The 20,144-nt window shown below is 65.7% G+C and carries 21 protein-coding genes; 9 read left to right on the top strand and 12 right to left on the bottom strand.

The genetic code is table 11. The features are described 5' to 3' along the window. Window positions 1-18: 18 nt before the first annotated feature. The 7 genes from thiS to R3280_RS02945 all read right to left on the bottom strand — a co-directional run bounded on the left by thiS (window position 19) and on the right by R3280_RS02945 (window position 6,850). Entirely contained in the window at window positions 19-219 is a 201-nt protein-coding gene (gene thiS, locus R3280_RS02975) for a sulfur carrier protein ThiS (RefSeq protein WP_318997110.1), read from the bottom strand. Between the two features lie 14 nt (window positions 220-233). Next, window positions 234-566, bottom strand: coding sequence for a DUF423 domain-containing protein (locus R3280_RS02970; RefSeq protein ID WP_318997109.1), 333 nt, complete (start codon window positions 564-566; stop codon window positions 234-236). Window positions 567-627: 61 nt separating this feature from the next. Beyond that, the gene (locus tag R3280_RS02965) at window positions 628-1,428 is read right to left on the bottom strand and encodes a symmetrical bis(5'-nucleosyl)-tetraphosphatase (protein ID WP_318997091.1); all 801 of its coding nucleotides are present in this window, start codon (window positions 1,426-1,428) and stop codon (window positions 628-630) included. Continuing rightward, the gene (gene rsmA / locus R3280_RS02960) at window positions 1,421-2,251 is read right to left on the bottom strand and encodes a 16S rRNA (adenine(1518)-N(6)/adenine(1519)-N(6))-dimethyltransferase RsmA (RefSeq protein WP_318997090.1); all 831 of its coding nucleotides are present in this window, start codon (window positions 2,249-2,251) and stop codon (window positions 1,421-1,423) included. Before rsmA ends, R3280_RS02965 begins: the two co-directional genes overlap by 8 nt. Then, complete coding sequence (gene pdxA, locus R3280_RS02955; RefSeq protein WP_318997089.1) at window positions 2,248-3,246, bottom strand: 4-hydroxythreonine-4-phosphate dehydrogenase PdxA; 999 nt, start codon at window positions 3,244-3,246, stop codon at window positions 2,248-2,250. The genes rsmA and pdxA overlap by 4 nt, the downstream gene beginning before the upstream one ends. Next, window positions 3,243-4,562, bottom strand: coding sequence for a peptidylprolyl isomerase (locus R3280_RS02950; protein WP_318997088.1), 1,320 nt, complete (start codon window positions 4,560-4,562; stop codon window positions 3,243-3,245). The genes pdxA and R3280_RS02950 overlap by 4 nt, the downstream gene beginning before the upstream one ends. A gap of 38 nt (window positions 4,563-4,600) precedes the next feature. Further along, window positions 4,601-6,850, bottom strand: coding sequence for an LPS-assembly protein LptD (locus R3280_RS02945; protein ID WP_318997108.1), 2,250 nt, complete (start codon window positions 6,848-6,850; stop codon window positions 4,601-4,603). A 345-nt stretch (window positions 6,851-7,195) separates the two neighbouring features. On the opposite strand from R3280_RS02945, the gene R3280_RS02940 reads away from it, so the two are divergent. The 3 genes from R3280_RS02940 to R3280_RS02930 are packed head-to-tail and all read left to right on the top strand — an operon-like array spanning window position 7,196 to window position 9,670. Then, window positions 7,196-8,227 (top strand): aminoglycoside phosphotransferase family protein, encoded by a 1,032-nt coding sequence (locus tag R3280_RS02940; protein WP_318997087.1) that lies wholly within the window; start codon window positions 7,196-7,198, stop codon window positions 8,225-8,227. A 4-nt stretch (window positions 8,228-8,231) separates the two neighbouring features. After that, a complete protein-coding gene (murU, locus tag R3280_RS02935) occupies window positions 8,232-8,912 on the top strand; it encodes an N-acetylmuramate alpha-1-phosphate uridylyltransferase MurU (RefSeq protein WP_318997086.1) in 681 nt (226 codons plus the stop codon). 2 nt (window positions 8,913-8,914) lie between these two features. After that, complete coding sequence (locus R3280_RS02930) at window positions 8,915-9,670, top strand: DnaJ domain-containing protein (RefSeq protein ID WP_318997085.1); 756 nt, start codon at window positions 8,915-8,917, stop codon at window positions 9,668-9,670. Between the two features lie 11 nt (window positions 9,671-9,681). Here R3280_RS02930 and R3280_RS02925 read toward each other — a convergent pair whose 3' ends face one another. Then, entirely contained in the window at window positions 9,682-10,647 is a 966-nt protein-coding gene (locus tag R3280_RS02925; protein WP_318997084.1) for a DUF3530 family protein, read from the bottom strand. 156 nt (window positions 10,648-10,803) lie between these two features. Between R3280_RS02925 and rpe the strand changes: the two genes are divergently transcribed. From rpe to trpC, 6 genes are all read left to right on the top strand, one after another. Further along, the gene (rpe, locus tag R3280_RS02920; protein WP_318997083.1) at window positions 10,804-11,475 is read left to right on the top strand and encodes a ribulose-phosphate 3-epimerase; all 672 of its coding nucleotides are present in this window, start codon (window positions 10,804-10,806) and stop codon (window positions 11,473-11,475) included. 6 nt (window positions 11,476-11,481) lie between these two features. Continuing rightward, a complete protein-coding gene (locus R3280_RS02915) occupies window positions 11,482-12,189 on the top strand; it encodes a phosphoglycolate phosphatase (RefSeq protein WP_318997082.1) in 708 nt (235 codons plus the stop codon). A gap of 245 nt (window positions 12,190-12,434) precedes the next feature. Further along, window positions 12,435-13,922: an anthranilate synthase component I gene (trpE, locus tag R3280_RS02910; RefSeq protein ID WP_318997081.1), complete on the top strand. Its 1,488-nt coding sequence runs from the start codon at window positions 12,435-12,437 to the stop codon at window positions 13,920-13,922. Window positions 13,923-13,938: 16 nt separating this feature from the next. Beyond that, entirely contained in the window at window positions 13,939-14,517 is a 579-nt protein-coding gene (locus tag R3280_RS02905; protein ID WP_318997080.1) for an aminodeoxychorismate/anthranilate synthase component II, read from the top strand. Window positions 14,518-14,988: 471 nt separating this feature from the next. Then, window positions 14,989-16,020 (top strand): anthranilate phosphoribosyltransferase, encoded by a 1,032-nt coding sequence (gene trpD, locus R3280_RS02900; RefSeq protein ID WP_318997079.1) that lies wholly within the window; start codon window positions 14,989-14,991, stop codon window positions 16,018-16,020. An 8-nt stretch (window positions 16,021-16,028) separates the two neighbouring features. Then, window positions 16,029-16,841 carry an indole-3-glycerol phosphate synthase TrpC gene (gene trpC, locus R3280_RS02895; protein WP_318997078.1) on the top strand — a complete coding sequence of 271 codons (813 nt, stop codon included), beginning with the start codon at window positions 16,029-16,031 and terminating at the stop codon, window positions 16,839-16,841. 41 nt (window positions 16,842-16,882) lie between these two features. Here the strand turns inward: trpC and R3280_RS02890 are convergent, their stop codons facing one another. The 4 genes from R3280_RS02890 to R3280_RS02875 all read right to left on the bottom strand — a co-directional run bounded on the left by R3280_RS02890 (window position 16,883) and on the right by R3280_RS02875 (window position 20,095). Continuing rightward, window positions 16,883-17,548, bottom strand: a complete 666-nt coding sequence (locus tag R3280_RS02890) for a glutathione S-transferase family protein (protein WP_318997077.1) — start codon at window positions 17,546-17,548, stop codon at window positions 16,883-16,885. Window positions 17,549-17,560: 12 nt separating this feature from the next. After that, the gene (locus tag R3280_RS02885; protein WP_318997076.1) at window positions 17,561-18,175 is read right to left on the bottom strand and encodes a glutathione S-transferase family protein; all 615 of its coding nucleotides are present in this window, start codon (window positions 18,173-18,175) and stop codon (window positions 17,561-17,563) included. Window positions 18,176-18,251: 76 nt separating this feature from the next. Then, entirely contained in the window at window positions 18,252-18,992 is a 741-nt protein-coding gene (locus R3280_RS02880; protein ID WP_318997075.1) for an alpha/beta hydrolase, read from the bottom strand. A gap of 2 nt (window positions 18,993-18,994) precedes the next feature. Then, complete coding sequence (locus R3280_RS02875) at window positions 18,995-20,095, bottom strand: M14 family zinc carboxypeptidase (RefSeq protein ID WP_318997074.1); 1,101 nt, start codon at window positions 20,093-20,095, stop codon at window positions 18,995-18,997. Between the last annotated feature and the right edge of the window lie 49 nt (window positions 20,096-20,144).

The raw sequence follows: 20,144 nt of genomic DNA, 5'->3' as shown, positions 1-20,144 counted from the left end.
TTGTTGCTCTGCAACGCGCTAGCCACCCCCGATGGCATGCACCACCTCGACGCGATCGCCGGGGCTGAGGGTATACTCGCTGTGGCTGCTGCGGGGCACTATGTCTTCGTTGACCTCCACCGCCAGACGCCGGCCACGGATGGACAGCTGATCCAGCAGATCGGCAATGGTGGCATTGGCCGGAACCTCCAGGGGCTCACCGTTGAGCTGGATTTCCATCATCGTCAGAACTCCTAAACAGACCCGGGCCGCTGCCAGGCGCTGGCCACCAGCAGGCCCCAGCCAATCATGAAACAGACCCCGCCAACAGGCGTCACCGCACCCAGGGCCGGGGTCGCGGTGAGTACCAGCAGATACAGGCTGCCACTGAACAACAGGATGCCCGCGGTCATGAAACCGGCCGCCAGCGCCAGCAGTCGACGGGACAGATGAAAACCGGAGAGCAGCGACAGCCCGCAAAGGGCCAGAGCATGGTACATCTGATAGGTGGCGCCGGTCTGGAAGATTTCAAGACTGCGCTCACTCACCAGCGCCCGCAGGCCATGGGCGCCAAAGGCCCCCGCCATCACCGAGGTGAGCGCGAAGGCGGCACCCAGCAGCAGCGGCCAGCGTAAGGTCAGGCCCGGGCTAGCACTCACAGCGGGTTTTCTCTCCGGTGTCCAGGTTCATCAGGGTAAGGGCGCCACCCCAGACGCAGCCGGTGTCCAGGCCGATATAGCGGGAATCCCCGGTGCGGCCTTCCAGCGCGGCCCAATGGCCAAAGATGATACGAACGTCATCCTGTCTTGGATAACTGAACCAGGGTGCAAAGCCCTCCGGCGCCTCCTCGGCGGACTCCTTGGCGGACAGCTCCAGGGTGCCGTCCTCGGCGATGAACCGCATGCGGGTGAAATAGTTGGTGATCATCCGCCACCGGTCCATGCTGGTGAGGCTGCGGTCCCAGCGCTCCGGCTGGTTGCCGTACATGTTGGTGAAGTAGATGCCGGCATCGGGGCCACGAATGATGGTGGCAAGCTCCTTGGCATAGCCGAGGGCATCGTCCACTGACCAGATGTGGGGCAGGCCGGCATGGCTCATGAAGTAGTTGCGGTCCGGGTCATAGACGCAGAGTTTCTGCTGGCGCAGCCACTCCACCAGCCGGTCACGGTCCGGCGCCGCCAGGATGTCGTCCAGGGTGTCCTTGTTCCGCAGCTTGTGGCCGCCCAGGATCACCGCCAGCAGGTGCAGGTCGTGGTTGCCCAGCACCACCACCGCGGAGGCTTCCAGGCTCTCGATGTAGCGCAGGGACTGCAGGGACTCCGGGCCCCGGTTGATCAGATCACCTGCCACCCAGAGCCGGTCCCGGGACGGTGAGAAGTCAACCTGCTCAAGCAGTTTGCGCAGCGGCTGGTAACAGCCCTGGATGTCACCAATGGCGTAATCAGTCATGCTCCCCCTCATTCTGGTTTGGGCCCGTAGTACCCTGCTCCACCAGGTGGTCGGCAATGGCCACGTACTGGGCCAGGGACAGGTTCTCCGGCCTGAGGCCGTCATCGATGCCCAGCTGCTGCAGATCCGCCACCGTGACCAGCCCGGCCAGCGCCTTGCGCAGGGTCTTGCGGCGGGCGTTGAAGGCGGTGCGCACCACCATCTGCAGGGTCGGCAGATCACGGGCCGGGTGCGGCAGGGTCTGATGAGGTACCAGCCGGACAATGGCCGAATCCACTTTGGGCGACGGCCGGAACGCACCCGGGCCCACCTCGAACAGCGGCTGCACCCGGCAGAAGTACTGGGTCATGATACCGAGCCGGCCGTAGTTGTTGTCCCCCGGTACCGCCGCCATGCGCAGGACCACTTCCTTCTGCAGCATGAAGTGCATGTCCCTGATGGCGTCCGCCTGTGACAGCAGGTGGAAGATCAGCGGCGTGGAGATGTTGTAGGGCAGATTGCCCACGATCCGCAGCGGCTGGTCGGATGCCAGCTGCCGGAAGTCGAAGTTCAGGGCGTCCGCCTCGTGGATGCGAAAATCCGGGTAGTTGAAGAATTTGGTGCGCAGCACCGGCACCAGGTCCCGGTCCAGCTCCACCACCTGCAACCGGGGATTGTCCGCGAGGATTTCCTCGGTCAGTGCGCCCAGGCCGGGCCCGATCTCCACCATGGCCTCGCCGGGCTTGGGGTTGATGGCCCGCACGATACGTTCGATCACGCCCGGGTCCTGCAGGAAATTCTGGCCGAAGCGCTTCCGGGCCTGGTGTCCCGCTGGCCGGCTCATGGGCGGGCCTCCCGATGGCTGCGGGCCATCCGAGCACCAACCCGGATGGCGGTGTCCAGGCTGCCCCTGTCGGCGCGGCCAGTGCCGGCCAGGTCCAGGGCAGTACCGTGATCCACCGAGGTGCGCACGATGGGCAGCCCGAGGGTGATATTGACCGCCCGCCCGAAGCCCTGGTACTTGAGCACCGGCAACCCCTGGTCGTGATACATCGCCAGTACTGCGTCGGCCTGGTCCAGCCAGTGCGGCGTGAACAGGGTATCCGCCGGCAGCGGACCGGTCAGGGTCAGGCCCTCGGCGCGCAACCTAGACAGGGTGGGCTCGATCACCTCGATCTCCTCCCGGCCCAGGTGGCCGCCCTCGCCGGCATGGGGGTTCAGGCCCGCCACCAGCACCCGGGGCCGGGCAATGCCGAAGAAGGTCCGCAGGTCCGCATCCAGGATACGGGCCACCTGGCCCAGGCGCTCCGGCGTGATGGCGGCGGCGACGTCCTTCAGCGGCAGGTGGGTGGTCACCAGCGCCACCCGGAGCTCGTCGGTGGCCAGCATCATGACCACCCGCTCCACCCCGCAAAGCTGCTGCAGGAATTCGGTGTGGCCGCTGAAGGCAATGCCGGCGTCGTTGATCACGCCCTTGTGGACCGGAGCCGTGACCATGCCGTCGAAGCGGCCATCAAGGCAGCCGCGGGTGGCGGTTTCCAGCGTGGCCAGCACATAGGCGCTGTTGCCCGGATCCGGGCGGCCCGGCTGGTCACTGGCCAGGCCATCGACGTGGTAGACCGAGAGCCGGCCGGCGGCGGTTTCCGCCACCTGGCCCGGCTGCCAGGGCACCAGCTCAACCGCCAGGCCCATCTGACGGGCCCGGGCCGCCATCAGGTCCGCACTGGCAACCACCACCACACCCACCTCCCGGGCATCGGCGGCCAGCTGCAGGCAAAGCTCAGGGCCGATGCCGGCGGGCTCGCCGGCGGTCAGCGCCAGGGTGACCACTGAGGTCATGAGTTCTCCTCGTCCCCGTCCTCGGTCTTGAATTCGACATAGGCTTCGTCGCGGATTTCCCGCAGCCAGTTCTGCAGCTCCACCTCGTACTTGCGGCGGTACAGCGCCTGGCGGGCCTCGGCTTCTTTCAGTTCGCCGCCGATGTCCTTCTGCCGGCGCTCCTCAACCTGCAAAATGTGCCAGCCAAAGCGGGACCGGAAAGGCCCCTTGAGTTCACCCACATCGGCTTCCAGCATGGCGGTCTCGAATGCCGGCACCATCTGGCCGCGACTGACCCAGCCCAGGTTGCCGCCATCGGAGCCGGACACCGGATCGTCGGAATACTCCCGGGCCAGCTCGGCAAAATCGGCGCCGGCCTGGAGCTGGTCGTACAGTTCGTTGATGCGCTCCTCGGCGCGGGTGTCGGAGACAGTCTCGGTGGGCCGGATCAGGATATGGCGGACCTTGGACTGCTCCACCATGGTCTGGTCGCCGCCGCGACGGTCCAGCACCGTGACGATATGGAAACCGCTGCCACTGCGCAGCACCCGGGACGGCTCACCCACCGCCAGCTCAGGGGCCACGTCCTCCACCAGGGAGGGCAGCTGGCTCTCCGGCCGCCAGCCCATGACACCCCCTTCCAGGGCATTGCTGGCGTCGGACTCGGCCACCGCCACCTCCTGGAAGTCGCGGCCGGCGAGAATCTCCCGACGCAGGCTCTCGGCCTCGTTCTTGGCGGCCTCCACTTCCTCGATGTCGTTGAAGTCATCCACCGCCACCAGAATATGGGCCAGCTTGTACTCCACGCCGGAGTTGCTGGTTCCGGCCGAGGCGGCGATGAAGTTCTGCACCTCCCGCGGGGTCACCCGGACCCGGTTGTCGACACTGCGCTGCTGCACCCGGCTGATCAGCATCTCGCGACGGATCTGCTCACGGGCCTCGCGGTAGGTCAGGCCTTCCTGCTTGAGCTGGGCCTCGAACTGGGACAGCGTCATGTTATTGCGGGCGGCAATGTTCTGCATGGTGTCGTTGAGTTCGTTGTCGCTGATGCGCATGCCCATCTGCTCGGCACGCTGGAGCTGGATGGTGTCGGTGACCAGTTGCTCCAGCACCCGCTGCTCCAGCACCTCCCGGGGCGGCAGGCGGGTGCCCTGGGCGCTGAGACGGGACACCACCGTGCGCACCCTGGCGTCCAGCTGGGACTGCAGGATGACCTCGTCATCGACAATGGCGATCACCGAGTCCAGGGGCTTGCGCTCCGCACCGGCGGTGGCCGCCATGACAAGCGCCAGCAGGAAAACAACGGCTTGAGTGCCGTGACGCAGGGTTACCTTCATAAACACCTCAGTTGAAACATGCCAGTACCGCCTTCCGGTCATCTCAGGGCCGGATTGAAGCGGCGTCGTTCGCGCTCGTCATACCCGATGATTGCGTCGGCAATCCGGTCGGACGCATCACCGCTGCCACCCAGCCCTTTGAGCTGGATCTGGAACAGGATCCGGTTGTCCAGGGTGCCTTCGTCAGTGAGGTAATTCTGGCTCACCAGCTGCAGGCTCCAGCAGCAGTTGTTGTATTCGATGCCGGCCAGGGAGCCGGCGGTGCGATCGGTGCGGGCGTCGTAGACCCAGCGGCCAATCAGACTAACACGGTCTGAGACAGGAAAAACCGCGCCAATATCCGCCTGTTCGAATTCCTGCCTGCGGTAGGTGTGTCCCAGGGTGGCCAGGTAGCGGTAATCCTCGGAATGGAACACCAGCTGGCTGCGGCCCTGCTGGGTTTTATGGTTACGGGGATCCCACAGCCCGCTGGCCCGGATGTCGAGGGTGTCCAGCGGGCGCAGCACGGCCTCGCCGGCGAGCGCGGAGTCGCTGCGGGTGGCCGCGCCCTGACCCGCCAGGGAGACCTCCCGGTCATCGTAGTAGTAGACCTGGCCGATACTGAACAGCGCCCGCTCGGCGCCGGTGCGCAGGTCGTTGAAGCGGGTGCTGACAGCGGCGGTGAGCTGGTTGGTGTCGCCGACCCGGTCGCCGCCGGTGAAGCGGTTGCGCTCGAACAGTTCATCGAAACTGAAGCTCGTGAGGGCGGTGTCGAAATCCGGGATCTCGTCCTGGCGGTCGGCATCGGCCCAGGCGTAGTAGAGCCGGGGCTCCAGGGTCTGGTTATAGGCCAGGTCGAAGAGTTCGCCCCGGCGGTCGAAATACAGCCCGTTGTCCCACTCGAACACCGGCACCGTGCGGTCGAACGAGGGCTGACCGGCAGTGTAGTCCTCCAGCTCGTAGCGGGTGTAGTCCAGGGTGACCGAGGGCCGGGAGTAGCCCCAGACCTGGCGCATGGACAGCGCCAGCTCCGGCAGCAGTCGCAGGCGCTGGCCGTTGGCCCGGTCAAGGCCAGTCAGGTTGGCGTTGTCCCGGTGGAAGTAGGTGTACTGGGACTCCAGCCCGGTCTGCCATACCCCCCAGTCGTACTGGGCACCGTAGAGAATTTCCGGCAGCTGGTCGTAGGGCCGGTTTTGTTCGGCGATGCGGTCGGCGATGGTCTGGTAGCCGTTCAGGTAGGTCTCGAAAAACTGGTTGTCACCCACATAGCGAACGCCCCCCTGGCGCAGCAGATGGGTTTCCTGGGCGATGTCCAGGGTGCGGTTGAGGTCGCTGAGGTAGTCGTTGTCGGACACCACCGAATAGTCGGCGAAACCCTGCCAGCGCTCGGCGAAGCGGGCCCGGCTGCTGAAGTCCAGGGCCCAGCGCTCGGCGTCGTTGCCGGGCTCCTCGTCGGCGTAGGCCTGGTCGTCGCCGATGTAGCCCAGCTGCAGGTCGGACTGGCCAAAGCGGCTCAGGTAGCGGCCCTCGAGCTCGGTGAACAGGCCGCGACCGTGGATATACTGCGGGTTCAGGGTTGCGTCGTAATGGGGCGCCAGGTTCAGGTAATAGGGAACCGACACGAAGGCGCCGCTGCCGGTATTGGAGGTGCCGAAGGCCGGGTACAGGAAACCGGTCTTGCGGCGCTCGTCGATGGGAAAGCTGGCGTAGGGCCAGTAGAACACCGACACATCCTTGATTTCCAGGCGCACATTCCGGGCGGTCCCGAAGCCCTCGGCCTGGTCCAGCTCGATGTCCGAGGCCACCAGGGACCAGTCGTTCTGGTCCGGCGCACAGGTGGTCAGCATGCCCTGGCGGATGCTGACCCGGTCCGGCGCCGGCCGGATCAGCCGGTCCGCGGTTCCGCGCATCTCGGCCTGGTGCAGCAGGAAGGTGGCGGTATTGATGTCGAGGCGACCGGATTCCACGTCATAGCGGGCCTGCTCGCCGGTCAGCAGCACCCCTTCGCCCCGGCTGACCAGCGGGCCGGTGAGATCGACCTGGCCGGCCTGCTGATCGTAGACCGCCTCGGTACCTGTCACCGACAGGGCGCCCTGACGCACCCGCACATCGCCCTCCAGGAACAGCGACTGGTCGATCTGGTAGCGGGCATATAGGCCACTGGCAAACAGCGGCGGCTGCTCGCCTTCCGCGCCGGCCGGCGCCCCCGCAATGTCATCCTGCCGGGAGGGCAGATAGCCGCCCTCGCAGAAAGCGGGCAGGCGGGCCTGCAGCTCCGGCAGCAGCTCCGCCCGCGGCCGCCAGTCCATGGCCGCCGCCGACGGCGCCTGCTGGCCGGCCACCGGCGCCGCTGACAGAGTCACTGCCAGCGCCACCACCCATCGCCACTGCCGCTCGGCGCACCGGTGGCGCGGCGGGCAGTCAGTCAGGCTGGAGGGGCGGATAGGCACTTGGGTCGGGTTCCTGTAGGACGGCGCCGGGCGGCAGTATTTTCGACCGCCTAGTTTACACGCCGGCCCGGACCTTGTTAACGGAAACCGCCCGGGCGCCGGCGCAATTGTCCAGCTCCCGGGCATCTGCTAACTTTCCGGACAGCCTTGCGCCGGAATCCACCGCCGCACCGCCCCCACTGGCAGACTGGACCGCAGATACCCATGGATACCCGACTCAACGCCGTCACCGACTGGGTTCGCCAGCAGCCCGGCTTTGCCCACGCCACCCTGACGCCGGTGGCAGGCGACGCCAGCTTCCGGCGCTATTTCCGGGCCTCGCCGGACCAGGGTGCCGACGCCGTCGTGATGGACGCGCCGCCGGCCCACGAGGACTGCCGCCCCTTTGTCGCCATCGCCCGGGCCTGGCAGCGCGAGGGCATTTCGGTACCCCGGGTGCTGGCGGAGGATCTGGACCAGGGCTACCTGCTGCTGGAGGATTTCGGCGACGACCTGATGCTGGCCCGGCTCGATGACGACAGCGCCGATGAGCTCTACCGCCACGCCATGGATGAGCTGATCCGCATCCAGCAGAGCGCGCCGCCGGCGGACTATCCCCTGCCGCCCTACGACGCCGCCCTGCTGGACCGGGAGATGGCGCTGTTCCCGGACTGGCTGATCGAACGGCAACTGGGCCTGACGCTGTCCGACCAGGAGCGGGCCATGCTGGACACCACATTCGCTTTCCTGCGGGAGAGCGCGCTGGCGCAACCCCAGGTGCCGGTGCACCGGGATTACCATTCGCGCAACCTGCTGGTGCGACAGGACGCCGAGGCCCCCGGGGTGATCGACTTCCAGGATGCGGTCCATGGCGCCATTACCTACGACCTGGTATCCCTGCTCAAGGATTGTTACATCCGCTGGCCCGAAGCAAGGGTCGAGGACTGGCTGGAATACTACCGGCAGCGTAGCGCAGAGGCCGGGCTGCACCGCGTCGACGCCGCCAGCTTCCGGCAGTGGTTCGAACTCATGGGTATGCAGCGCCACCTCAAGGCCGCCGGCATCTTTGCCCGCCTCAGCATCCGCGACGGCAAGACCCGGTACCTGGCGGACATTCCCCGCACCGTCGCCTACCTGGTCACCGCAAGCGCCCGCCAGCCCGCCCTGCGGTACTTCCACGACTGGCTGGTGGAGACGGTGACGCCGGCGCTCGCCAGTGGCCTCTCACCAGGCACGACACCCCAGGGGAGGGCCTGACACCATGCGTGCGATGATCCTGGCAGCCGGCCTGGGCACCCGCATGCGCCCGCTCACCCTGACCATACCCAAACCCCTGCTGGAGGCCGGCGGCAAACCCCTGATCCATTATCACCTGGAGCACCTGCGCAAGGCCGGCTTCAACGAGGTGGTCGTCAATCATGCCTGGCTGGGCCAGCAGATCGAAAACGCCCTGCAGGACGGCCGGGCATGGGGCCTGCGCATCCGCTACTCGCCGGAGTCCGAACCGCTGGAAACCGCCGGCGGCATCCGCCAGGCGCTGCCACTGCTTACCGAGAGTGGCGAGGACTGGTTCCTGGTGATCAACAGCGACGTCTGGTGCGATTTCGAGCTGACCCGGTTAAGCCCTCCCGAGGACGGCACCCTGGCCTTGCTGGTGCTGGTGGACAACCCCGAACACCATCCGGACGGCGACTTTGCGCTGCGCGACGATGGCCGGATGGAGGCCGAGGGAGCGGACCGGAAAACTTTCTCCGGCATCAGCCTGCTGCACCGCAGCCTGTTCGACGACCTGGCGCCGGGAGTGCACCGGCTGGCGCCGATCCTGCGGGACGCCATGGCCAAAGGCCAGGTGCGGGGCCTGTATCATGACGGCCACTGGTTCGACATAGGCACTCCGGCACGGCTGGCTGACCTGGACCAGCGCCTGCGGCAGGGGCTCTGAATATGGCCGGAACCCGACCCGAAACGGTGTTGCCTATCCGCCTTGAGAACGAATTCTACGATCTGCTGGAAGAACTCAACGCCTGTGGCCACCAGGCCCACGAACTGATTGCCCGTACCCGGCTGCCGGGCTGGTGCCGGCGCAGCCTGTTCTTTTTCCTGGGTCATATCGCCAAGGCCGAGGGTCGGGTAACGCCGGCGGACATCGGTTTTGCCGAAGCCCTGATGAAGGCACTCCGGCTCAGCCCCCGACAACGCCGGCGCGCGATCGAGCATTTCAGTCGTGGCAAGCAGGTGGAGGAGCTATCCGGCTACGCCGGCCTGCGGCTGCGGATGATGACCCGGCTCTGGCCGTCACCGGCGCTGCGGGTGGCTTTCTGCCTGGCCCATGCCTGCCAGCTGCACGGCAAACCTGGCAAGGCCCGGCGCTACCGCTGCGAGGACGCCCTGGCGCTGATCGGGGTGCCGGTGCGGCTGCTCGGCGAGATCCTCGACAGCTATGCCCGCAAGGTCTGGATCACCAGGCCGGAACTGCAGCCCGTGCCCGACAGTTATGAGAAAGCCTGCAAACTGCTGGGGGTGAGCACCCGGGAGGAGTTCGACAAGATCAAGCGGGCCTACCGTCGGCGGGTGTCGGAGTGCCATCCGGACAAGCTGGCGCGGGACCTGGGGGAGGCCGATCTGGCTCTGGCCAAGGAACGCCTGCTGCGCTATCAGAAGGCCTGGGAGCTGATCAAGAAACGCCATAACCAGCGCTGACAGGGCACTGCTCAGCGCCCCAGCCAGGCCAGGATACGGTTGGCCAACTGATGGGCATTGTGGCGCTCCGGACGGGAAGCCATGGCCACCGGCTGCTGGCTGTAGTCCGCCACGCCCTGGCGCCGCATCAAGGCCGCCCGTTCAGCGGCGCGGTCGTCCTCACGCCGGCTGCTGACCAGGTCCAGAACCCGCAGCGGCGAGGCTTCCAGCCGGGCCGCCAGGGTTCGCTCGGCATCCGCCGCGAAGGTCGGCGCGATCCAGACCAGCGCCTGGACACCGCGGTCACCCGCCAGGGCCTTCTTCGCTGCCAGCTCCGCGCCATGGCCCACAGCCACCAGCACCAGGCGCTCATAGCCCTGGTCCTGCAATTCGGCGAGACCGGCATCGAGACCCGCCAAAACCTGACTGTCATAGCGCTGGGCAAGGCTCTCCAGGTTATCGCCGGCCATGACATCGATCATCACCGACGGGTCCGTCGGGGCCGTGTCATCAGCCGACGGCTCCTCACCCTGTTTGCCAGCTTCCTTGTCACCACCCTGACCGGGAGCGATCGCCTGCAGCCGTCGGGCCCGGGCCAGCGGCAACGGCAACTCCGGCAGCCCCATCGCCATGGCGGCCCAGCCGGCCCGCGTCAGGGGCTGGCGCAGGGCACCGGCAAGACCGGTATTGGCGCCCTGGCCCTCGTCCGCAAGAATCAGCACAGCGCCCCGGGGGCTGGCGGTTTGCTCTTTCTCGAACATCACCAGCACCTGTGCGTCCGCCTCCGTGTCCAGCCAGCGGGCCTGGTCCGGATAGGCCTCGGCCAGAGCTTCGGCGCCAAGGCCAAGACTGACTGTAACGCGCTCTGCTGGGGCCGGAGCCCCTGGCCGGCCTTCCCCGGCCGCCTCCGGCGGCTCCTGCTCCTGCTCCTGGGCCGCCAGCAGCAGCGGCTGCAGCCACACCAGGGCCAGGCATAAAATCATCCCGAACTGTCTCACCAGAGTCTCCTCGTGTCCGTCTTCTGCAGACGTCCAAACTGCCCGTTAAACTGTTAGACTAGTGCGCCTTACCCATTTGCCTGCTGTCTGCGTGAAAGAGCCGTCAGCCTGAGAGTGCCGTCAGCCCAAGAGAGCCGTCAGCTTAAGAGAGCCGTCATGAATCCGTTCCAGATCGCCCCGTCCATCCTGTCCGCCGATTTTGCCCGACTCGGCGAGGAAGTCGACAACGTCCTGGCCGCCGGTGCCGACATTGTGCACTTTGACGTCATGGACAACCATTACGTCCCCAACCTCACCATCGGCCCGATGGTGTGCGAGGCCCTGCGCAAGCACGGCGTCACCGCCCCCATCGACGTTCACCTGATGGTGTCGCCGGTGGACGACCTGATTCGCATGTTCATCGACGCCGGCGCCACTTACATCACCTTTCACCCCGAAGCCAGCCGCCACGTCGACCGCTCGCTGCAGTTGATTCGCGACGGCGGCTGCAAGGCCGGGCTGGTGTTCAATCCGGCCACACCGCTCAACCACCTGGACTATGTCATGGACCGGCTCGACATGATCCTGCTGATGTCGGTCAATCCGGGCTTTGGCGGCCAGGCCTTCATTCCTGGCACCCTGGACAAGCTGCGGGAGGCCCGCAAGCGCATTGATGCCAGCGGTCACAACGTCCGGCTGGAGATCGACGGCGGCGTCAAGGTGGACAACATCCGGGAGATCGCTGCGGCCGGTGCTGACACCTTCGTGGCCGGCTCCGCCATTTTCAACACCGACGACTACCGCGCCACCATTGACCGGATGCGTGCCGAGCTGGCCCAGGTGAGGTAAGCCGGCGTGCAGCACTCCCCATCACTGCGACTGGAAACCCTGTTCAACGGACGCTGGCCGGACACCATCCTGATGGATCTGGACGGCACCCTGGTGGACAGCGCCCCGGATCTGGCCGGGGCGGTGGACCAGATGCTGCGCGCCCTGGTCCTACCGGTGGCGGGCGAAGAGCGGGTGCGTCAGTGGGTGGGCAACGGCGCCGCCATCCTGGTACGGCGGGCGCTGGCCGGCCAATTCGATTACGAACACGGCCCCGCGGTATCGGAACTGGCGTTCAAGCAGGCGCTGGATCTGTTCTATGCCGCCTACACCGATCTCAACGGCGCCGGCGCCCGGGTCTATCCGGGCGTCGAGGCCTTTCTGGCCGAGGCCCGGGCCCGGGGCTGCTCACTGGGCGTGGTCACCAACAAGCCCCACGCCTTCACCGGGCCGCTGCTCACCATGATGGCGCTGGACCACTGGTTCGACATCGCCGTCAGCGGCGACACCCTGCCGGTACGTAAGCCGGACCCGGCGCCGCTGCACCATGCCATGGAATTCCTGGGGGGCGGTATCGGCAGCACCCTGATGGTGGGTGACTCCATTACCGACGTGCGCTCGGCCCGCAACGCCGGTATACCGGTGGTGGCGGTGCGTTATGGCTACAATTACGGCGGCACCGCGGACGATCTGGGCGCCGATATTGTGGTTGATTCACTGGCGGAGCTTTTGTAATCTCATGCCTGCTTACTTTCACTTGCGAACGCGTTCGGGAGAGCCTTACGTGCAGGGACTGAATCTGACTGCCGCCCGCGGGGTATTGATCACCCGGGCCACACGATGGTGGCGATGGCGCACCGGCTGACACCAGCCACGCGGCCTGGGCTGCCCCGCTGAAGGGACACCACCGCGCCCCACCCGACCGCAGGCACCCATGTGCCGGCGCCTCGGACCGCAGATCAGAATGCAGGACCAACGCTATGACACCCGAGCAATTCGCGGCGCTCGCCGACGCCGGCTTTAACCGTATTCCCGTCTACCGGGAAGTGCTGGCCGATCTGGACACTCCCCTTAGCACCTACCTCAAGCTGGCCAGTGGCCCCTACTCCTATCTGCTGGAGTCCGTTCAAGGCGGTGAGAAATGGGGCCGCTATTCCATCATCGGTCTGCCCTGCCGCGAGGTGCTGCAGATCCAAGGCGCTCGGATCACCGTCAGCCGTGACGGCCAGGTTGTGGAAGAACACACCAGCGACGACCCTCTGAGCTTTGTCGAAAGCTACCATGACCGTTTTCGCGCGCCGGATCTGCCGGAGCTGCCCCGTTTCAACGGCGGCTTGGTGGGTTACTTCGGCTACGACACCGTGCGCTTCATCGAAAAGCGCTTGGCGGACACCTGCCCGCCGGACCAAATCGGCACCCCGGACATCCTGCTGATGGTCTCGGACGACCTGGTGGTGTTCGACAACCTGCGGGGCCGCCTGCACCTGATCAGCCACGTCGACCCGGACCAGCCCGGCGCCTACGAGGCGGCGCAGACGAAACTCGACGAGCTGGAGGCGCGCCTGCACCGGCAGGTGGCCGACGCCCCGGTCACACCCGCTCACCTGCGGGGCACCACCGTGGACGAAACCGACTTCGTGTCCGGCTTCAGCCAGGAAAAGTTCGAGGCCGCTGTCGACCGGATCAAGAAATACGTGCTGGACGGCGATGTCATGCAGACGGTGATCTCCCAGCGCATGTCGATTCCGTTCGAAGCACCGCCGTTGAACCTCTACCGCTCCCTGCGGGTGCTCAACCCCTCCCCCTACATGTATTTCCTCGACCTGGGGGACTTCCAGGTGGTGGGCTCGTCGCCGGAGATCCTGGCCCGGGTGGAGGATGACGAAGTCACCGTGCGCCCCATTGCCGGCACCCGCAAGCGCGGCGCCACCGATGCCGAGGACCGCGCCATGGAAGCGGAGCTGGTGGCGGACCCCAAGGAAATCGCCGAGCACCTGATGCTCATCGACCTGGGCCGCAACGATGCCGGCCGGGTCTGCGAAACCGGCACCGTAAGGCTGACCGAAAAGATGGCGGTGGAGCGATACTCCCACGTCATGCACATCGTCTCCAACGTCACCGGGCGCCTCAAGGCCGGCATGTCCTGCATGGACGTGCTGCGGGCCACCCTGCCCGCCGGCACCCTGAGCGGCGCCCCCAAGATCCGCGCCATGGAGATCATCGACGAACTGGAGCCGGTCAAGCGCGGCGTCTACGGGGGCGCAGTGGGCTATCTGTCGTACAACGGCAACATGGACACCGCCATCGCCATCCGCACGGCGGTGATCAAGGACAACACCCTGCACATCCAGGCCGGTGCCGGTGTAGTGGCGGATTCGGTTCCCAAACTGGAATGGAAAGAAACCATGAACAAGGGCCGTGCGATTTTCCGCGCAGTGGCCATGACCCTGAACGATTTCGACCACTGAGGCGGGGAGACGACCGATGTTGCTGATGATCGATAACTACGACTCCTTTACATACAACGTGGTGCAGTACCTGGCGGAGCTGGGGGCGGACGTGCAGGTGGTGAGGAACGATGAAATCTCGGTGGCGGACATCGAGAAGATGAACCCGGAGCGGCTGGTGATTTCCCCCGGCCCCTGTACCCCCAACGAGGCGGGCATCTCCCTGGAAGCCATCCGGCATTTCGCCGGCAAGCTGCCAATCCTGGGGGTCTGCCTGGGCCATCAGGCCATAGGCCAGGTCTACGGCGGCGATGTCATACGGGCCGGCCGAGTGATGCATGGCAAGGTGTCGCCGGTGTATCACTCGGATCAGGGCCTGTTCCACAGCCTCAACAATCCGCTGCAGGCGACTCGCTACCACAGTCTGGTGATCGACAAGAACACGCTGCCGGACTGCCTGGAAGTCACCGCCTGGACCCGGAATGAGGATGGCTCGGTGGAGGAAATCATGGGGGTCAGACACAAGACCCTGCCCATCGAGGGAGTGCAGTTCCACCCGGAGTCCATCATGACCGAGCAGGGGCATGAGCTGCTGCGGAATTTTCTGAAGCTCTGAACCGAAAAAGAACGGTGCTTCCAGCTGAGCCCGGCCGCCACGGGGGACTACCTTTCCGGACACGCCCGTAAATACGTCCCTGTAGGGCTCGGCTGCAGCCATCCTTGGCTGCAGACGGTCCGGAAAGGTAGTCCCCCGTACCGTCCTCATAGATGACCTGCAAACACGCGGGATCATGCAAAAAACTGCAGCGGAGGGTCGGTCAGGCTATTCAGAACTATGGCGGGGCCGGATGGGGGTTGTTTCGGAACAGCGGCATGGATGCCGCGGACCGCCAGCCGGTACAGGGAAGTACCGTCTGGCGGAGTGGAGAAACAGCCCCCACCTGGCCCCGGTGCTCCGGAACCCAGCAAGCTCGGCACCCAAAAAAGCCTAATAACACGAGAAAAGCAGGAAACAGGGCAACTTGCTAAGCTATAGCAACTCAGCAGGAACCCAAAAAGCATTCACCGGATCAAGAGACCGCCACCCATGGACATGAAAGAAGCGCTCAACCGCATCGCCGGCAACCTCGATCTCACCCGTGACGAAATGAAGCAGGCCATGCGCATCGTCATGAAAGGCGAAGCCACCGACGCCCAGATCGGCGCCTTTCTCATGGGCCTGCGCCTCAAGAGCGAGACCATCGACGAGATCACCGGCGCCACCGAAGTCATGCGGGAACTGGTCACCGGTGTCAGCATCAAGGCCGAGCCGCTGATCGACATCGTCGGGACCGGCGGCGACGGCGCCAACCTGTTCAACGTCTCTTCCGCCTCCGCCTTCGTCGTGGCCGCCGCCGGCGGTTTTGTCGCCAAGCACGGCAACCGCGCGGTGTCCTCCAAGAGCGGCAGCGCCGACCTGCTGGAACAGGCCGGCATCAACCTGAACCTGACCCCCGAACACGTCGCCCGCTGCGTCGAGCAGATCGGTGTCGGCTTCATGTTCGCGCCCGCACACCATGGCGCCATGAAACACGCCATCGGCCCCCGCAAGGAACTGGGCATGCGCACCATTTTCAACATCCTCGGGCCAATGACGAATCCCGCCGGCGTCAAACGCCAGCTCATCGGCGTATTCAGCCGCGCCCTGTGCCGGCCCATGGCGGAGGTGCTGCAGAAGCTGGGCAGCGAGCACATCATGGTGGTGCATTCCAACGACGGCCTGGACGAGATCAGCCTCGCCGCCGCCACCCACGTGGCGGAACTCAGGGACGGCGAAATCCGGGAATACCAGATTACCCCCGAGGAGCTGGGCATCAAGAGCCAGTCGCTGGTGGGCCTGGACGTAAACACCGCCGAGGACTCGCTGAAGCTGATCCGCGCCGCCTTTGGCCGCGGCCACGATGACATGGCCGAGAAGGCCCGGGACCTGGTCGCCCTGAACGCCGGCGCCGCCATCTACATTGCCGGCCTGACCGACACCCTGGCCCACGGCGTGGACATGGCCCAGGACGCCATGGGCAGCGGTCTGGCGGCAGGCAAGATGTCCGAGCTGGCCGACTTCTCCCACTGTTTCGACTGAGCGACCCGATGACCGACCGACACAACGACCGTACCCCCACCATCCTGCGCAAGATCGTCAGCCGCAAGTGGGAGGAAATCGAGCACCGCAAGCGCAGCGCCACCGTGGCGGACCTGAAGGCGCGAGCCGGCGACCAGCCACCGGCACGGGGCTTTGAAGGTGCCCTTCGGAGCCGGATCGAGCAACGCCGCCCGGCGGTCATCGCAGAAATCAAGAAGGCCTCCCCCAGCAAGGGCGTACTGCGGGATCCGTTCGAGCCTGCGGCCATTGCCGAACGTTATGCCGACGCCGGCGCCGCCTGCCTGTCGGTACTCACCGACCAGGACTTCTTCCAGGGCCACGAGGACTACCTGACCGCTGCCCGCAATGCCTGTGAGCTGCCGGTGATTCGCAAGGACTTCATGGTGGCGCCCTACCAGATCTACGAGAGCCGGGCCCTGAACGCCGACTGCGTGCTGCTGATCGCCGCCTGCCTGACCCGCACCCAGCTGCAGGAACTGGAAGGCATTGCCCGGGAGATCGGCCTGGACGTGCTGGTGGAGGTTCACAACGGCGAGGAAATGGACGACGCCCTCACCCTGACCACACCGCTGGTCGGCATCAACAACCGCAACCTGCACAGCTTTGAAGTGTCGCTGGACACCACGTTCGAGCTGCATGGCCGCATCCCCGGCAACCGCCTCACCATCACCGAAAGCGGCATCCTGACCCGGGAGGACGTCACCGCCATGACCGACCAGGGTATCTACGGTTTCCTGGTGGGCGAATCCTTCATGCGGGCGCCGGATCCCGGCGCCAAGCTGAAGGAGCTGTTCTTCTAGCAAGGGACAGCCCGAGCATAGCTCGGGCGAGGGTCAAACATCTAGCGAGTCACCATGGTCTGGGCATGCCTGACCAGCTCCGCGGCGTCCTTGATTTTGCCGGGTTTGGAGATGCCGCTCTGGCAGGCGGGGCGCTCGGCGAGTTCGTCGAGCCAGCGCTTGAGGTGATCGAGTCCGTCGATCTCGACCCCCGACCAGCGGTGGGTGCGCACCCAGCACCAGTTGGCCATATCGGCGATGGTGTACTCATCACCGGCCAGGTAGGGCGATTCCGCCAGGCGGCCGTCCAGTACCTCGAACAGGCGCCGGCATTCCTTCTGGTAACGCTCGATGGCGGGCTGGATCTTCTCCGGAAAGTAGCGGTAGAAGACGTTGGCCTGGCCCATCATGGGCCCGACCCCGCCCATCTGGAACATCAGCCATTGCTGCACACGGGAGCGCACCTTGGGGTCGGCGGGATAGAACTGGCCGTATTTTTCCCCCAGGTAGATCATGATGGCACCGGATTCGAACACCACGAAGTCGTCGTTTTCCCTGTCCACGATCACCGGAATGCGGCCGTTGGGGTTGAGCTTGAGGAATTCCGGGGTTTTCTGTTCCTGCTTGGACAGGTCCACCCCGATCAGGTTGTACTCCACACCCATTTCATCCAGTGCCACGGTGACCTTGTGGCCGTTGGGCGTCGGTGAGCTGTATACGTCGATCATGGCTTGCTCCCTTCACACCCGTGCCGAGGGCCGGGCCTTGATGCGGTCATACCAGGCCTGCAGATGGGTCTGCTCGGGCTGGATACGGATGTTGTTGACCTTGTTGAAGTCGATGGTGGTAAAGGCATTGATGTCGGCGGCGGTGAACGCCTCGCCGCAGATGTATTCCCGCTCTGCCAGCTGCTTGTCGAGGAAATGGAAGAATTTCTCGACGGTGGTACGGCATTCCTCGCCCCACTCCTTGATGGGGTTCATACGGTCCTTGAAGTAACCGCTGGTGTGCTGGAAGCACATGCCGGTGGGCATGAAGAAGTAGAATTCGATCCAGCGCAGCCACTGTTCGATCTGGGCCTTCTCCAGTGGCGAGCGGCCCAACAGCGGAGTCTCCGGGTAACTCTCCTCGAAGTAGCGGCAGATGGCCATGGTCTCGCTGATGCAGGTACCGTCGTCCAGCTCCATCACCGGCACTTTTTTCATCGGGTTACGGGCGGCGTACTCGGGTGTCAGGTTCTCACCCTTGAGCAGGTCGACCTGGACAAACTCGGCTTTCTCCAGCAGGCCTTTCTCCGCCATGAACATGCGAACGCGGCGGGGATTGGGGGCAGTTTTGGTTTCATAGATCTTCATGACGGCCTCTTTTTGTTAGGGAACGAATCAATTCCACAACCAGAGACTGCCGCCGCCGCGTCTCGGCGTCAAGAACTTACGCCTGCCCCCGCAGGTAGGCCACGATCTGCGCCACCACCCAGTCCGGGGCATCCAGCGGCAGATCATGGCCGGCATGTGGGTGCACCTGCAATCGCCACTGCCAGCGCTGCTCCAGGGCCCGGCTGCAGCGCCAGTCGACAATGCGGTCACCACGGCTGGCCAGTACCAGCGCATCCGGCAAGGGCCGCTGGGCCCTGGGCCGGTACCGGGCGGCGGCGGTGAGCTGGCGCAGGGCGTTCTGGCGGCTGACCGGCCGCTGGCGCTGGATGCTGTACCAGCGTTTAACGGTTTCCGTGGCCACCGGCCGGTTGGATGTCAGCGCCAGGATGCCGGCCTCCCGGTCGAACAGTTCACGCCGGCTCAGCAGGCGGACAACGGCGGGCAGCGCGGACGGACGGAAGCGCTGCCAGGGCGGGCTGAATCCGCCACTGGTGTTGATCAACACCAGGTACTGTATGCGCCCGCGGGGCTCCGCCTGGGCCCAGTCCAGCGCCACCATGCCACCCATGGAAAGCGCGATCAGGCCGTAGGGCGGTGGAATGTGCGCCGCTGCCTGCGCCACTCGCTGGCGGATACCGGCAATCGTCCAGGGACTGGTATCCCGGTATCGGTTACCGGTGCCAGGCAGATCCAGGGTATGGAAGCGATGCTCCGGCAGCGACGCCGCCAGGCGCTCCGGCAGGTCCCCCCAGTGGGCCTGCTCACGGGTCAGACCCCGCAGCAGAATCCAGTGCATGATCAGTGATTCTCCCGGTACCAGTGCATGATGGCCGCTTCCCTGAGCATGCTCGCCTCGCGCTCCCCCGGCAACCAGCTTTCATGGCTGGCGGCGGCGCTGAGCAGGAAGTCCATTAAAGCCAGGTGGCTGCGCAGTACCCGCCGCTGCCGGTGTGGGACCAGCGGATTGAACAGGCCGTTGAGCCGCAGCAGCTGGCGGGGGCGTTTGCGGATCCAGCGCCAGGATCCCATTTCCAGGGTCAGCGGAATGAAGGTGCCGTCGCCGCTGCGATTGACCTGTTTGTAGAAGTGGTCCCAGAGATCACCGTGGGTGAGGTAATGGCGGGACTGGGGTTCAAACACGTAGGGGTGGTTGGGGTAGGCCTGCTCCCAGGTCAGCTTCAGTGCCATCACCGTCTCGATCCGGCGCATGGGCCGGCGGCGGTAGGCGTAGGGGAACCAGATCTGGTCCTGCCAGCCAAAGCCGGAATGGCAGTCGAGCGACAGACTGAGCGGCCGTCCCGGCAGCATCTCCTCAATGACTTCCGCCAGCGCCTGACTCTCCGGCTCCATGCCCTGTTCCGGCCGGCCGGTGTACCAGGGCAGTCTGGGGGACAGCCGCTGGCCACCCAGCAGAAAGGTGCTGTGGCCCTGGGCCGCGATCGGGGCGTTGCGCATCAGGTCGACACCGTTGGGGTTGCTGCGCTGGTTCAGGTACATGCCGCCGGGGTTGAGCAAGGGCAGCACGGTGACGCGGACCTGCTCCAGCAGGCGCGCCAGGTGCCGGTCCCAGCCCAGGCGGGCCAACAGGCTTTCCAGCCAGGCGGTCACCACCTGGCTGCCGATCCGCTCCAGCCCATGGACGCCGCCCACCAGCAACACCACCGGCGCGGCCGGGTCCTCACTGCCCAGATCCACCCGGTACAAGGGCAGGGTCAGGTCTTTCACCTCCACTTCCGCCAGTACCCGCGTCTGCACCGACTCCGGCGCCTGCGCCAGCACCCGTTCCAGGGTCACCAGCTCCGGCAGGAACGCCCGCAGCCGCCGGCGCTGACCACCATCCCGACGGGCCTGCTGCCGGCGGATCGCGGTGTGGGGAGTGAGGGCTTTGAGTTCGGTCATGGCGGGCTCCGGCTGGGACAACCCCCTATTCTGACCGGGAATTGCTACA

It is taken from the genome of Marinobacter sp., assembly GCF_033722195.1.
Lineage (GTDB): Bacteria > Pseudomonadota > Gammaproteobacteria > Pseudomonadales > Oleiphilaceae > Marinobacter.
This window is presented reverse-complemented; position numbering and strand designations above follow the sequence as displayed.